Genomic DNA, 13179 nt, shown 5'->3' with positions numbered 1-13179 from the left:
GAAGATCGCTGCGGCCTTCGAGGCGACCGCAAGCCTGCTTGCCGGCGCAACCCCGGCCGCAATCATCCAGCGCTATCGCGAGCACGTTGCCGCGAACGCCAAGCGGTTGTCCGCGAACCGAGTTCCTTGATGGGCAGAGGCTGCTGACAGCATGTTGGCAGCAGGGGTCGGCTACGACCATCTCCTGACGTTTTTTGAGGGAGCGGGGTCATGCCGGTCGAGGGAAGCTGCCACTGCGGTGAAACGGTATTCGAGGTGACGGAGGCGCCTTCGAACGTGACGCGCTGCACCTGTTCGCTTTGCGCCAAGCGCGGCGCGTTGTGGGCCTATTACAAGCCGGCGCAGTTTCGCCTGCTGTCGCCACCGGAAAGCGTCGCGACCTATCTATGGGGCAGCCGCACCGTCAAACATCATTTCTGTGCGAGCTGCGGTTGCGGCACCTACTCGGAGTCGCCGGACTGGTCGACTGGCAAGCCCGACTTCGACAATCCCAAGGTCGGGGTCAACGCGCGGCTATTCGACGAATTCGACCTCGACGCGGTGCCGGTCAACGTGATCGACGGCAAGAATTTGTGGTGAGCACACAGTCGCACGCATAGCTGGTGCACGTCCGTCCTCTTGAGGCGGTCGGGGAAAGCTGATCTGTTTCCAGCCCCAGAGAGAATAAGGGGAGGAAGCCAATGATGCGTCTTCTGGCGCGAGTGATGCTCGCGGTCGTTGTGGCCGGTGCGGCCTGCTTCAATGCGCAGGCGCAGACCAAGCCGAAGGTCACGACGCTCGGACCGGACTTTCCCAAGGCCGCGCTGTTCGTCGGCAACAGCTTCTTCTATTACAACAACGGCATGCCCGGGCATCTCTCCTTCATGGAGCGGGCAGCGGATGCCGCCAACAAGGCGGCGTATCGCAATACCATGGCCACGATCGGCGGCTCCGGGCTCGACTGGCACGACATGGACAATCTGCTGCGGGCGGGCGGAATCGGGGCCTATTCGTTCGACGAGCAGAACAACGTTGTCTTCAACAAGCCCGGCAAGCAGTTCGACGTGGTCGTGATGATGGATTGCAGCCAGTGTCCGATCCATCCGCAATTGAAGGATGCGTTCGCGACGTTCGCGAAGAAGGACGGCGAGATTGTCCGTGCCCACGACATGCGCCCGGTGCTGTTCATGTCCTGGGCCTATGCGGACAAGCCGGAAATGACGGAAGGATTGGCCGAGGCCTATACGCTGGCCGGCAACGCCAATGATGCGCTGGTGATCCCTGCGGGCCTCGCGTTTGCGCGCGTCCGCAAGCTCCAGCCGGAGCTCAATCTCTATGCGCCGGACAAGCGACACCCGAGTCCTGCCGGCACGTATCTGGCAACTTGCGTGACACTCGCTGCGCTGACAGGACGTTCGCCGGTCGGCAATTCCTACACGATGGGACTGGATACGGAGACGACGCAGCTGCTGCAAAAGGCGGCATGGGACACCGTGCAGGACTATTACGGGCGCTGATCTGGCGTCGGCCGTAGGGTGGATTAGCGCAGCGTAACCCACCCTACGAGATCATCGCTATTTCAGGACCACCCACGCCGGCGCGTGATCGCTGGCGCCGTCCTGGCCGCGGATGGTCTTGTCGACGCCGGCCTTGGCCAGGCGCGAGACCAGGGCAGGGCTGAGCAGGAGATGATCGAGCCGCAGGCCTGCATCGCGCGGCCAGCGGTTTCGCTTGTAATCCCAGAAGGTGTAGATGCGCTTGTCTGGGTTTAGCTCACGGATCGCGTCGCACCAGCCTTGCCCGACGAGCGAGGCGAACGCCGCGCGGCTGTTCGGCTGGATCAGTGCATCCTTGTCCCATGAGCGTGTCGGATAGATGTCGATCTCCGTCGGCGCGACGTTGTAGTCGCCGGCGAGCACGACAGGCAGATCCTGCTTGATGAAAGTCCGGGCGTGGCGCTTCAGCCGCGCGAACCAGTCGAGCTTGTAGTCGAACTTCGGTCCCGGTTGCGGGTTGCCGTTCGGCAGATAGATGCTGGTCACGATGACACCGCGCACTGCGGCCTCGATGTAGCGCGCCTCGAGATCATCAGGTTTTCCCGGCAAACGATCGCGCGTCAGCACCGGCTCGGCGTTGCGGGCGAGGATGGCGACGCCGTTCCAGGTCTTTTGTCCACGCCAGACTGCGCCGTAGCCGACTTTCTCGATCGCGGCGGCCGGAAATTCGCCATCACTTGCCTTCAATTCCTGGAGCGCGACGACGTCAGGCTTTGCCGTGCGCATCCATGCCAGCAGATTGGGCAGGCGGCGGTTGATGTTGTTGATGTTGAATGTCGCAATCTTCATGTAGAGCTACCGGCTCCTCGCCTTCCGACACCGGAGATACAATGTCCAAGTTGAACTTTGCCGCTATCGTCGTCGTTGCCGCGTTCTCCGGAGCGGCTCCGGCACAATCGGCCGATCCGCGCGGCGCGTGCAAGGCGGACTATGATAAATTCTGCGCCGGCCTGGCGCCGGGCGGCGGCATCCTCGCCTGCCTGAACGGCAAGCGCGACCAGCTCAGCGCGACCTGCAAGACGGCGCTGGACAGCAGGAAAAAGAAGTAAGCAGCTGGCAGCTCAGCCCGGCAGCGGCGGCGGGCTCGCCGGCTGCTCGACCGGTGGCGGGGAGGGCGGCTGCGCGGCCGCTTTTTCGGGAGCCGGCGGCTCCAGCGGCTCCACCACATTGCCGCCCTTGTAGACGCGGGCGTAGCGGCGGCCGAGGCTGGTCAGCACCTCATAGCCGATGGTGCCGAAGTGATGCGCGAGCTCGTCGACGGTGATGCCGTCGCCGAGCAGCGTCACCATGTGGCCGCGCCGCGCCGCGTTCGGGGGCAGATCGGTGATGTCGATCGCGATCAGGTCCATGGAGACGCGGCCCGCGACCGGGCAGCGCTTGCCCGCCACGATCACCTCGGCGCCGCGGGTGCCGTCATTGGAGCTGGCGGCACGGAAATAGCCGTCGGCATAGCCGACCGCGACGATCGCGAGCTTGGTCGGCCGTCGCGCCGTCCAGGTGCCGCCATAGCCGACGCTCTCGCCGCGCTCGATGTTGCGGGTCTGCACGATGCGCGCCTTCAGGTCCACCACCGGCTGCATCGGATTGTCGGCTTCCGGTGTCGGATTGACGCCGTAGAGCGCCGCACCCGGCCGCACCAGATCGAACTGGAAGGGCGCGCCCAGGAAGATGCCGGATGAATTGGCGAGCGCCGCCGGCACGCCGGAGAATTCGCTGGCGATGCCGCGGAAGGCCGCGAGCTGCTTGGCGTTGACGGGACTGTTGAGCTGCTCGGCCGAGACCAGGTGGCTCATCACCAGCGTGATGCCGTGATCGCCCGCATTGATGCGGGGGATGATGGCCTGCGCTTCCGAAAGCGTCAGCCCAAGCCGGTTCATGCCGGTGTCGATGTGGATCGCCGCACCCCCCGTCCAGCCGGTGCGACGGCAGAACACGTCCCATTCGGCGAGCTCGTTGAGATCACCGATCACCGGCCGGCAGTTGATCCTGGCGTAGTGCTCACCGGTGTTCTGGAAGTAGCCGCCGAGCACGTAGATCGCGGCCTCCGGCGCCGCCGTGCGCGCGGCGCGCGCCTCCTCGATGGTGGCGACGAAGAAGGTCCTGCAGCCGGCCTTGTTCAGGGCGCGTGCGACCTGCTCGGTGCCGCAGCCATAGGCGTTGGCCTTGATCACCGCCGAGCATTCCGCAGGCACCGCCGTCTTCTCGAGCTTGCGCCAATTGGCGATGATAGCGTCGAGATCGACGGTGAGCACGCCGCCGAAGGTTGCGAGCGCGGCAGCCTGATTGGCCTCCGCGGAGAGAAGGCCGGTTTGCGGGATCATTTTCGGGTCGGACGCCATTGTCATGGCGCCGTTTTACGCAAGAGACCGGCGCGGTTCAAGGAACTCAGTAGTCGTTGCCGCTACGATCCGGCAATTGAGCGTCGGACGCGAGGTCGCCGAACCGCGTGACCGAGGCTTCAAAGGCCAGATCGACGGTGCCGGTCGGGCCGTGGCGCTGCTTGCCGATGATGACTTCGGCCTTTCCGTGCGCAAGACTCATGTCAAGCTGCCACTTCTCGTGTTCAGGCGTACCCGGGCGCGGCTCCTTCATGGCGAGGTAATATTCCTCGCGGTAAACGAACAGCACGACGTCGGCGTCCTGCTCGATCGAGCCCGATTCACGCAAGTCGGAGAGCTGCGGCCGCTTGTCGTCGCGCGATTCCACCTGACGCGAGAGCTGCGACAGCGCGATCACAGGGACGTTGAGCTCCTTGGCTAGCGCTTTCAGGCTGGTCGTGATCTCCGTGATTTCCTGGACGCGGTTTTCGCTCCGCTTGCCCGAGCCCGACAACAGCTGGATGTAGTCGATCACGAGGAGGTCGAGGCCCTTCTGGCGCTTCAGCCGGCGCGCGCGCGCCATCAGCTGCGCGATCGACAGGCCGCCGGTGGCGTCGACATAGAAAGGCAGCGACTGCAGTTCGATCGAAACCTCGCGGATCTTCTCGAAATCCCCTTCCGAGATGCCGCCGCGGCGGATGTGGGAGGAGGGAATGCCGGTGCGCTCCGCCACGATACGTGTTGCGAGCTGGTCGGCCGACATTTCGCAGGAGAAGAAGCCAATGACGCCGCCATTGGCGGCCTTCATGGTGCCGTCGGCCTGGAGTTCGCCGACGTAAGCCTGGGCGACATTGTAGGCGATGTTGGTCGCAAGCGAGGTCTTGCCCATGCCTGGACGACCCGCGACGATGATGAGGTCGGAGGGCTGCAGGCCGCCCATCTTGGTGTCGAGGTCGCGCAGGCCCGTCGAGATGCCGGACAGCTTTCCGTCGCGCTGGAATGCCTTGGCCGCGAGGTCGACCGCAACCGCCAACGCTTGCGAGAATTTTTGGAAGCCACCGTCATAGCGCCCGGATTCGGCGAGTTCGTAAAGCTTTCGCTCGGCGTCCTCGATCTGCGCGCGTGGCTGGAAATCGACCGGGGCGTCATAGGCGACATTGACCATGTCCTCGCCGATGCCGATCAGGTCGCGCCGCAACGACAGGTCGTAGACGGTGCGGCCATAGTCCTGGGCGTTGATGATGGTGGTCGCTTCGGCCGCCAGCCGCGCCAGATATTGCCCAATGGTCATGCCGCCGACGTCGGTGTCGGCGGGCAGGAACGTCTTCAGCGTGACGGGCGTGGCGATCTTGCCCATCCGGATCAGGCTGCTGGCGGTCTCGAAAATCGTCTGGTGCAGCGGCTCGAAGAAGTGCTTCGCCTCCAGGAAGTCGGAGACGCGGTAAAAGGCATCGTTGTTGACCAGGATCGCGCCCAAAAGGCTTTGTTCCGCCTCGATATTGTGCGGCGCGCTCCGGTAAGCCGGAGTTCCTGCATCGGGCGCGAGCTTGAGAACGTTCGAATCAGTCAGGGCCATGGTCAGACGTGCTTAACAACTTTTTGGGCGGATGCGGGGCGGCGATAAAGCGCCGACTGCGGCGGAAGCGGAAGCGAAAGCTCGTCGCTATCAACCGCTCTGTTAAAATGGTGGATGATTAGCAGCCGCAGCATGCCCGGCGCTTGACGGATTTTCGCGGAATTCGCCGGGACCTTGTGCCGGCCGTCGCAGCCACGGGAAAATCCGGATGGGGTGAACCTTATGTGTCGGCGTGCCGACCTACCCACAGGCGCGCGCAATCGGGCGCGCTGGCCGCTTTGGCTCGGGTTCAGACCAGCAGGAGGTAGACCAGCGCAACCAGGGCCGCGCCGACGCCGGTGGCGATCAGCGCATAATCGGTGCGGAGGTCGTCCTGCAGGTCGAATGAGGTTCGGGTCTCTTTGCTCATGGCGACGGTCTAAGGCAGGGCCGACGAGACTTATGTGARGCAGATCACATCTCCCCGGATTCTTTCGGGGGTATGGCCGGAACAGGGAGGCGGGAAGGGGATTGTCCCCCAGCCCTGCCAAACGGGGAGACGAGGCAACCGATGCGGCCAGAACGGCAGCCCCAGAATTGGCGAAGCGAGGCAGGCAGCCGGCTTTGGCTGTCGGGGCTGATCGCCGCCATGGAACAGGCTGCGCGGCCCGACGTGCGGCGCCTGCCGGTTGCACCCGAAATTCTGGCGGAACTGCGGACGCAACTGGCGTTAACGGCCTCTTCGCGGCTTTCGCGGATGTCGACCCTGCGCCATTAGGACTTATTCACCAGCCAGCTTCAGCCTGGGCTCGGCGCCACCTTCGAGGGCCCGGAGCCGGGCTTCCTCCTGCGCCATGTAGTCGCGGACCATCGGCACCACGCCCTGACGTTTGGTCAGCTGGATCTGGAAGTTCATCATGTGCTGCTTGCGGAACGTCATCTCGCAGGCCGCCAGATAGAATTCCCACATCCGCGCGAAGCGCTCGTCGTAGAGCTGTACGGCCTCCTCGCGCCGCGCCATGAAGCGCTCCCGCCAGGCCTTCAGCGTCTCGGCATAGTGCAGGCGTAGGATCTCGATGTCGCAGACCAGCAGGCCGGCGCGCTCGATCGCCGGCAGCACCTCTGACAGGGCGGGGATGTAGCCGCCGGGGAAGATGTATTTCGCAATCCACGGATTGGTCGAGTCCGGGCCCTGCGAACGGCCGATCGAGTGCAGCAGCATGACGCCATCGTCACTCAGGAGCTCGGCACAGCGCTGGAAGAAGGTGTCGTAGAAGCGGACCCCAAGATGCTCGAACATGCCGACCGAGACGATGCGGTCGAACGGCCCATCGATGTCGCGATAGTCCTGGAGCAGGAATTTCGCCGACCCTTTCAGGCCCTTTTCGGCCGCGCGCGCATTGGCGATCTGCAGCTGCTCGGTCGACAACGTGACGCCGGTGACATCGGCGCCAGCGATCTCGGCGAGATATAGTCCGAGCCCGCCCCAGCCCGAGCCGATGTCGAGCACCCGCTGGCCGCCTTTGACCAGCAGCTTTGCGGCGATGTGCCGCTTCTTGGCGAGTTGGGCGTCATCGAGCGTGGCTTCGGGCGTCTCGAAATAGGCGCAGCTGTATTGCTTGTCGGCATCGAGGAAGAGCGAATAGAGCCTTGCGTTGAGATCGTAGTGGTGTGCGACATTGCTGCGGGAGCGCGAGCGCGGATTGAACTGCTTCAGGTGCCGCGTGAGATAGCGCAGGTGCCACCAGGGTTTTGCCCACTGCGGCAATAGGTCGGGTTGATCGAGCAGGACCGCGAGGGCATCAGCAATGGTGCCATGTTCGACGACGAACTCGCCGTCCATATAGGCCTCGCCAAGCCCGAGCTCGGGATTGATGAGAACCTTGCGCTGTGCGTCCGCGGTCACGAAGCGGACTTCTACCGGCGGGCCTGCGCCATCGCCAACGGTGAACCTCGTCCCACCTGCGGCCGTCACCGTCATCGAGCCGTGGCGGATGAATTGCGACAAGTATCTACGCAACAAGCGGTCCATCGAAGCTTCACCTCCCGAGCGAACCCGAAAAGATGCGACTAACCCGGCATTCACATCAGACGCGGAGGGGACCTGAGCAGTTCCCATGCGCCTGCATGTAAATTTAGGCAACGTGTTCAGAACCTGCTATTGCGCTGTGATCAAAGCCGATATTCGAAAAACGCGTAATCACATCCTCGCGCGCGGAGCCTGCTTCCATTCGCGGCTCAATCCGCTAAAAGGTGACCCCGCCGCGCCGGAATGCCGGCTGCATTCGCGGAATTCAAAGGAGATAATGGGAATGTCGAGCCGAGCGCTCAGCCTCGCGACGGTATTGCTTCTGATCGGCYTCGGCGCGACCGATACCGTTCTTGCGCAGGCGACGAACCTCGAGGCCGGCAAGGCCCCATCCCAGCTTTTCGCGCAAACCTGCAATGCCTGCCACAAGAGCCCGCGCGGTTTGTTGAAAACGGTTGCCCCGGGATCGCTGCCGGGTTTCCTGCGTCAGCATTATACGACGAGCTCCGACATGGCCGGCGTGCTCGCCTCCTATCTCGTCTCCAACGGCGCCACCGACACCCGCTACCAGGCCAAGGACGGCAAGGACAAGAAGGACGGCGCCAAGGAGAAGGAAGCCAGCACCAACCCGGCGCAGTCCCCTGAGCATCAGGGCCGTCGCTCGCGTTCGCAGGAGGCTGCCAAGCCGGAGGGGGAGGGCGCAGCTCCTGCGCCCGAGGGCCGTCAGAAGCGCGTCGCGCGACCGAGCGAGGAAGGCGCCAAGGAAGGCGCAAAGCCCGAAGGCCAGGTCGAACAATCGCCCGAGGGCCGCAAGGCCAAGCGGCTGAGCAAGCGCGGCAAGCCGGAGACCGAGGATGCGGCTGCACCGGCGGCCGGCGACAGGAAGGGTGAACCCAAAGCCGAACCGAAGAGCGACAGCGCGAAGGTCGATTCCGGTCGCGACGAGTCCAAGCCCGACGGCGGCAAGGCGACCGAGAAGCCTGCCGAGCCCAAGCCGGAGAGCGCCAAGGTCGAGCCGAGCGGTAGCGAGGCTCCGGCGTTGCGGCCGGATCCGGTGCCGGCCGTGACACCGGCCCCCGCCGCAAAACCGGCCGAACCGGCCGCGCCCAAGCCGACCGAAGCCGCGGCTCCCACGTCGGCCGAGCCCGCCACCAATGGCAGCTCCGAACCGGCAGCCAAGCCGCAGGAGCCCGCGCCGCCTCCAACCGCCGCAGCGCCGCCGCCGGCGCCGGCCGAGTCGTCCGGTCCACCGGCTCCGCCGATCTCGCGCTAAGCAGTCATCCTGATCGATCCATGGAGGTCGCGCGCGTCGCGGCCTCCATCTCGTCTTGACCGTCGCTAAAGTGTCACTCTAGAGTTAGGCTCTAGGAGGCGACCATGTCATCCGGCGTGCGTGACGACCTGTTGGCGGCGGGGCTTGCGGTGTTCGACCGCGTCGGCTTCGAAGGTGCGACGGTGGCCGCAATCCGCGCCCGGGCGCGGGCCTCCAACGGCAGCTTCTTTCATGTCTTCGGCTCGAAGAAGGAACTCGCGGGCGCGCTGTTCCTGGAGGTGCTGCGGCACTATCACGCCGCGATGCTGGCCGCGCTCGATCCCGTGCCCGATGCCGAGCAGGGCATCGATCGTCTGGTCCGCGCCCATCTCGATTGGGTCGTCACCAGCCGGCGCGAGGCGCGCTATCTCTTCGAGATCTCGCGCAGCGAATGGAGCGAGGACGTCCGCGACGCCCAGCGCGCGCAGAATGCGCGGCTTGCCGAAGGCATCGAGCGCTGGCGTGGGCCGCTGGTTGCGCGCGGCGAGCTTTTGCCGATGATGCCCGTGATGTTCGTGAGCCAGCTGATCGGTCCGGCGCAGGTGTTTTGCCGCGCTTTTCTCTCGGGACGCGACCGCGCCGATCCGCGCAGTGAGGCCGATACGCTGATCGCCTGCGCCATCCGCGCGCTGCGGCCGCCCGATCGTATTCACAAACAATAAGGAGAGGCCTCATGCGAGCCGAAGCAGATCCCGATTTCGCAGCCTTAGCCGAGCGCATCCACGCCAATGTCGGCCGGCAAGGCTTTATGAATTTGGTCGGTGCCGAGCTGTCCGAGCTGACGCGCGGCACCTGCACGATTGCGGTGGAGCGCCGGCCGGAGCTGTTGCAGCARCACGGCTTCTTCCATGGCGGCGTCACCGCCTTCCTGGTCGACAATGCGACGACGATCGCGGCCGCCACCTCGCGCGGCCAGCCGGCGCTGACGGCGGAGTACAAGCTGAACCTGTTGTCGCCGGCGGTCGGAGAAAAACTGATCTGCCGGGCCAGGGTGATCAAGCCGGGCCGCCAGGTCTCCGTTGTCGCGGCCGACGTGTTCTGCGTCAGCGATGGTGTCGAGAAGCATACCGCGACGGCGCTCGCCTCGATCGCGATGCTGAGCGAAGACGTCGCCGCCAAAACGAAAAGCCCGGCCGCTTGAAGCGGTCGGGCTGATCTACTCTCCACTGTCATTGCCGGGCTTGACCCGGCAATCCATCTTCTTGAGCGAAACTCTTTTGATGGATGCGCGGGTCAAGCCCGCGTATGACGAGTTGTTGCTTACTTCTCGGTCTCTTCCGCAGCCGGCGCCGGCTCGTCGTCGTGCTGGGCTTCCGGATCGAAGAACTCGCCGGCGGCGGCGATCGCTTCGGCGGCCGCGTCGCGGTCCTCGTTGCGGGTCGAGATGTCCTCGCCGCGGTTGATGCGCTCGGCCTCGTCCTGGCTGCGCGCAACCGTCACGGTGACCTCGACCTCGACTTCGGGGTGAATGGCGACGGTGATGGTGTGCTTGCCGATGGTCTTGATCGGCGCGTCGAGCTGCACCTGCGGGCGTTCAAGGGCCACGCCGTCGGCCTCGAAGGCGGTGACGACGTCACGCACGGTGACCGAGCCGAACAGCTGGCCGGCTTCCGAGGCCTGACGGATCACGATGATGTTCTTGCCCTGGACCTTCTCGGCGACCTTGGTCGCCTCGCCCTTGGTCTGGAGGTTGCGGGCCTCCAGCTCGGCCTTCATGCCGTCGTACTTGGCGCGGTTGTCGGCGGTGGCGCGCAGCGCCTTGCCGCGCTTGAGCAGGAAATTGCGGGCATAGCCGTCGCGAACCTTCACGACTTCGCCCATCTGACCGAGCTTGTTGACGCGTTCCAGCAAAATGACTTCCATATTCGTTCTCCTTTGAAGTGCTGTGAGTTTCAGTTTTCGGGGTTTGACTTAAGAGGTCGGCAGCGGCGGTGGCTGCCGGTTGCGAAGAAAACGCTGGCGGAAGCCAAACACGGCATCCGCCAAGCCCAGAATGACCACGGCGATGACCGGCCAGCCGAACACGACGACGACGGCGTAGGTCGAGCCGAGCCAGAAGGTGCGGCTCTTCAGCGCGAGCGTCAGCGTATGCAGCACGGCAAATCCGGTCAGCGCGTAGGCCATCATCAGCGCCGCCGTCGTGATCTGCGCGACGATGGCAAGCAGCCCGCCGGTGAAGCAGAAGGCGAGCGTGACGCAGAGCGCGGCGAGCGTCATCGGCGGCAGTTCGGCCGTCATCATGTCCGGCCAGGGACGGCGCAGTCGGCCCGACGTTGCCGTCACCTTGGCCGAGAGCCAGAGATTGAGGGTGAGGGTCATCATCGCGACGATGGTGGCGGCGGCCGGCGCGACGCGTACCAGCGCGTCGACGAACTGGTCGGCCTCGCCTGCGGCCTGCGGATCGGTGGCGCGGAGGATGCGCATCAGGCCGCGCCGCAGCGTGGCGGTGATGCTGTCGGCGTCAGTGCCGAGCGTGAGCAGCGCGGCGATCGTCGTCAGCGTGGCGAAGCCCGCGATCCACAGCAGGATGCGTCCGACCGGATACCACTCGACCTCGGGCTCGGCCGGCGGCTCGGTGGCGACGCCAGCCGTGGCGCTGGGCACCTGGCGGCCGAGCAGGACGAGATGGCCGAGCCACCAGGCCGGCAGCGCGACGGTGACGGCGAAGGCAAGGCAGTAGGGCAGGCCAAACAGGGCGCCGAGGCCGACCGCGGCGGCAATGCCGCCGAGGCTCGCGCAAAGCGGTCCCCAGCCGATCGAGGCCACCATCAGCGGCAGCGGTGCGAGATAGAACAGGACGAGCGAGATCAGCGCGCCCGAAACGATCGAGGCGAACATCAKGGCCGACGCAGTGCCGGCGATCAGGGCTATCAGTCCAAAGGCCATCATCAGCTGTCCCGCTCCCTTCGAGCGGTTAGAGGTATTTCACCCCAACCATCGGCGACCGGACGACCCGGAAGCCTTATGAATTCAGAAAGTGCCGATCGGCGGCGCTTCGCCGCCGATCGTATTGGTCGTGTTAGCGAATGACGTAGGGCAAGAGACCCAGGAACCGCGCGCGCTTGATGGCGCGGGCGAGCTCACGCTGCTTCTTTGCCGACACCGCGGTGATGCGGCTCGGCACGATCTTGCCGCGCTCGGAGACGTAGCGCATCAAGAGCTTGGAGTCCTTGTAGTCGATCTTCGGCGCATTCGGCCCCGTGAAAGGGCAGCTCTTGCGGCGACGGAAAAACGGACGGCGTGCACCAGCTTCAGCCATTGATCTTACTCCGCATCCGTCGTGGTTTCAGCTTCGTCGCGCGGACGGCGCGGGCCGCGGTCGCCGCGGAAGCCGCCTTCGCGGTCACCACGGAAGCCGCCTTCACGCTCGCCGCGGAAGCCGCCGCCACGGTCGTCACGGTCGCGATCGGCCTTGCGCATCATCGCCGACGGGCCTTCCTCGAGCTCTTCGACGCGGACGCTGAGATAGCGGATCACGTCCTCGCTGATGCGCTCCTGGCGCTCGATCTCGGCGATCGCCGCGGACGGCGCGTCGATGTTGAGCAGCACGAAATGCGCCTTGCGGTTCTTGTTCATGCGATAGGTGAGGGAGCGTACGCCCCAATTCTCGGTCTTGGTGATCTTGCCGCCGAGACCTTCGACAATGCCGGTCATCTGTGCGGTCAGCTCTTCGACCTGCTGCGTGCTCGCGTCCTGACGCGCGAGAAAGACATGCTCATAAAGAGGCATGGACGTCCTTTCCTCATGTTGGCGCATCGCCCGGCGTCAAGCCCTTGAGAGACCTTCGGAAAGGACTCTGGGATGAAGCTCAGAAGGCGGAAACACGGGACGACGGGCCGACTGGCCCTGCCACATCAAAATCACGAATGACTTGCTGAGACCGTCCGTTCAGCTCCCGGCCGGGGTCTGCGGATGGCGCGCTTATACGGATTTTGGCCGGCTTGGCAAGGTTGCAGGGCCAAGTTTCGGCCCGGATGGTCCCGGAGCGGGCGTCCCCAGAGGCTGAAGCGGCTTGATTTATTTGTTTGTATATCATACAAATAAGTCGACGGAGGATCCCGATGGCGAAAAGGTCGGTTCAGGCGCCTTTTGAGGCGACGGCAGGGGACCCCAAGCATGCGGCGCGCGCGACGCGCTCGGCCGGCCGCAAGATGCGTTCGCTGCTGCTGGACGCCGCCAGCCCTCTGTTCAAGGAACGGGGTGTGTCGGGCGCCTCGATCGCCGACATCGCGACCGCCGCCAACGCGTTCCCGAGCCAGATCACCTATTATTTCCGCACCAAGGAGGCGCTGTTCGTCGAATGCGCCTGCCGCGATCTCTTGTACCTGGCGCGCGCGACCGAGCAGGCGGCGCTGCAGGCGCGTTCGCCGCAGGAGTACACGCACGCTCTTGCCGAGACGGTGACGGCGAGCGATTCGGTCGCCTTCTTC

At 64.9% G+C, this 13179-nt stretch carries 15 protein-coding genes; 7 read left to right on the top strand and 8 right to left on the bottom strand.

Annotated elements, in window-relative coordinates:
* Nucleotides 1–210: 210 nt before the first annotated feature.
* Nucleotides 211–579 (top strand): GFA family protein, encoded by a 369-nt coding sequence (locus tag ACXJL8_RS17340; protein ID WP_456622909.1) that lies wholly within the window; start codon nt 211–213, stop codon nt 577–579.
* A 101-nt stretch (nt 580–680) separates the two neighbouring features.
* Nucleotides 681–1496, top strand: coding sequence for a hypothetical protein (locus ACXJL8_RS17335; protein WP_456622908.1), 816 nt, complete (start codon nt 681–683; stop codon nt 1494–1496).
* Nucleotides 1497–1553: 57 nt separating this feature from the next.
* Here the strand turns inward: ACXJL8_RS17335 and ACXJL8_RS17330 are convergent, their stop codons facing one another.
* Nucleotides 1554–2324, bottom strand: a complete 771-nt coding sequence (locus ACXJL8_RS17330) for an exodeoxyribonuclease III (RefSeq protein ID WP_456622907.1) — start codon at nt 2322–2324, stop codon at nt 1554–1556.
* Between the two features lie 41 nt (nt 2325–2365).
* Between ACXJL8_RS17330 and ACXJL8_RS17325 the strand changes: the two genes are divergently transcribed.
* Nucleotides 2366–2584: a hypothetical protein gene (locus ACXJL8_RS17325; protein WP_456622906.1), complete on the top strand. Its 219-nt coding sequence runs from the start codon at nt 2366–2368 to the stop codon at nt 2582–2584.
* A gap of 12 nt (nt 2585–2596) precedes the next feature.
* Here ACXJL8_RS17325 and alr read toward each other — a convergent pair whose 3' ends face one another.
* From alr to ACXJL8_RS17310, 3 genes are all read right to left on the bottom strand, one after another.
* Nucleotides 2597–3874, bottom strand: a complete 1278-nt coding sequence (gene alr, locus ACXJL8_RS17320; protein ID WP_456622947.1) for an alanine racemase — start codon at nt 3872–3874, stop codon at nt 2597–2599.
* Nucleotides 3875–3920: 46 nt separating this feature from the next.
* Nucleotides 3921–5429 carry a replicative DNA helicase gene (locus ACXJL8_RS17315; RefSeq protein ID WP_456622905.1) on the bottom strand — a complete coding sequence of 503 codons (1509 nt, stop codon included), beginning with the start codon at nt 5427–5429 and terminating at the stop codon, nt 3921–3923.
* A gap of 760 nt (nt 5430–6189) precedes the next feature.
* Complete coding sequence (locus ACXJL8_RS17310) at nt 6190–7440, bottom strand: class I SAM-dependent methyltransferase (protein WP_456685293.1); 1251 nt, start codon at nt 7438–7440, stop codon at nt 6190–6192.
* Nucleotides 7441–7720: 280 nt separating this feature from the next.
* Between ACXJL8_RS17310 and ACXJL8_RS17305 the strand changes: the two genes are divergently transcribed.
* The 3 genes from ACXJL8_RS17305 (at nt 7721) to ACXJL8_RS17295 (ending at nt 9890) form a co-directional block, all read left to right on the top strand.
* Entirely contained in the window at nt 7721–8710 is a 990-nt protein-coding gene (locus ACXJL8_RS17305; RefSeq protein WP_456685292.1) for a hypothetical protein, read from the top strand.
* 104 nt (nt 8711–8814) lie between these two features.
* A complete protein-coding gene (locus ACXJL8_RS17300) occupies nt 8815–9411 on the top strand; it encodes a TetR/AcrR family transcriptional regulator (protein WP_456622902.1) in 597 nt (198 codons plus the stop codon).
* A gap of 11 nt (nt 9412–9422) precedes the next feature.
* Nucleotides 9423–9890, top strand: a complete 468-nt coding sequence (locus ACXJL8_RS17295; protein ID WP_456622901.1) for a PaaI family thioesterase — start codon at nt 9423–9425, stop codon at nt 9888–9890.
* Nucleotides 9891–10009: 119 nt separating this feature from the next.
* On the opposite strand, the gene rplI is transcribed toward ACXJL8_RS17295, so the two are convergent.
* The 4 genes from rplI to rpsF form a co-directional block, all read right to left on the bottom strand.
* Nucleotides 10010–10612, bottom strand: coding sequence for a 50S ribosomal protein L9 (gene rplI, locus ACXJL8_RS17290; RefSeq protein ID WP_456622900.1), 603 nt, complete (start codon nt 10610–10612; stop codon nt 10010–10012).
* Nucleotides 10613–10660: 48 nt separating this feature from the next.
* Nucleotides 10661–11638, bottom strand: coding sequence for a hypothetical protein (locus tag ACXJL8_RS17285; RefSeq protein WP_456685291.1), 978 nt, complete (start codon nt 11636–11638; stop codon nt 10661–10663).
* A 130-nt stretch (nt 11639–11768) separates the two neighbouring features.
* The gene (gene rpsR / locus ACXJL8_RS17280; RefSeq protein ID WP_027583809.1) at nt 11769–12008 is read right to left on the bottom strand and encodes a 30S ribosomal protein S18; all 240 of its coding nucleotides are present in this window, start codon (nt 12006–12008) and stop codon (nt 11769–11771) included.
* A gap of 5 nt (nt 12009–12013) precedes the next feature.
* Nucleotides 12014–12478: a 30S ribosomal protein S6 gene (gene rpsF / locus ACXJL8_RS17275; RefSeq protein WP_456622898.1), complete on the bottom strand. Its 465-nt coding sequence runs from the start codon at nt 12476–12478 to the stop codon at nt 12014–12016.
* A 332-nt stretch (nt 12479–12810) separates the two neighbouring features.
* Here rpsF and ACXJL8_RS17270 point away from each other — a divergent pair.
* Nucleotides 12811–13179: TetR family transcriptional regulator (locus tag ACXJL8_RS17270; protein ID WP_456685290.1), on the top strand; the 369-nt coding region annotated here is incomplete at its 3' end.

Source organism: Bradyrhizobium sp. P5_C11_2 (assembly GCF_054049755.1).
Note: the sequence above shows the minus strand (reverse complement) of the source record. Positions and strands in the feature narration are given on the sequence as shown.

Coding starts and splice junctions, on each gene's coding strand:
- ACXJL8_RS17325 (WP_456622906.1), top strand. CDS start 2,366: ATGTCCAAGTTGAACTTTGCCGCTATCGTCGTCGTTGCCGCGTTCTCC.
- ACXJL8_RS17330 (WP_456622907.1), bottom strand. CDS start 2,324: ATGAAGATTGCGACATTCAACATCAACAACATCAACCGCCGCCTGCCC.
- ACXJL8_RS17300 (WP_456622902.1), top strand. CDS start 8,815: ATGTCATCCGGCGTGCGTGACGACCTGTTGGCGGCGGGGCTTGCGGTG.
- ACXJL8_RS17335 (WP_456622908.1), top strand. CDS start 681: ATGATGCGTCTTCTGGCGCGAGTGATGCTCGCGGTCGTTGTGGCCGGT.
- ACXJL8_RS17315 (WP_456622905.1), bottom strand. CDS start 5,429: ATGGCCCTGACTGATTCGAACGTTCTCAAGCTCGCGCCCGATGCAGGA.
- rpsR (WP_027583809.1), bottom strand. CDS start 12,008: ATGGCTGAAGCTGGTGCACGCCGTCCGTTTTTCCGTCGCCGCAAGAGC.
- rpsF (WP_456622898.1), bottom strand. CDS start 12,478: ATGCCTCTTTATGAGCATGTCTTTCTCGCGCGTCAGGACGCGAGCACG.
- ACXJL8_RS17310 (WP_456685293.1), bottom strand. CDS start 7,440: ATGGACCGCTTGTTGCGTAGATACTTGTCGCAATTCATCCGCCACGGC.
- rplI (WP_456622900.1), bottom strand. CDS start 10,612: ATGGAAGTCATTTTGCTGGAACGCGTCAACAAGCTCGGTCAGATGGGC.
- ACXJL8_RS17340 (WP_456622909.1), top strand. CDS start 211: ATGCCGGTCGAGGGAAGCTGCCACTGCGGTGAAACGGTATTCGAGGTG.
- alr (WP_456622947.1), bottom strand. CDS start 3,874: ATGGCGTCCGACCCGAAAATGATCCCGCAAACCGGCCTTCTCTCCGCG.